A 242-nucleotide genomic window follows, 5' to 3' on the forward strand; every position below is an offset into this window, starting at 1 on the left:
GTCGCCTGGGAGCCGGCACGGGCCTGGCATGCGCGCCGGTTCGAGGCGCCGGGGGCGGGCAAGTCGTGGGTGGTGGCGCCCAGCCACGAGACCGTGGTGCTCGATGTCGCCTCGCAGCACCTGCTGCCGTTGCTCGACGGTACCCGCAGCCAAGCGCAGCTGGCGGCGGCGCTGGTGGCGGCGCACCAGAAGGGCGACATCACCCTTTCGCGTGGCGAGCAGCAGGAGCGGCTGGGCGATGC

The 242-nt window shown here is 74.0% G+C and carries 1 protein-coding gene; it reads left to right on the forward strand.

The genetic code is table 11. The features are described from left to right. The coding region (locus SB775_RS33045) for a hypothetical protein (RefSeq protein WP_410865514.1) at positions 1-242 on the forward strand (242 nt) is incomplete at both ends.

It is taken from the genome of Peribacillus sp. SIMBA_075 (assembly GCF_046534585.1).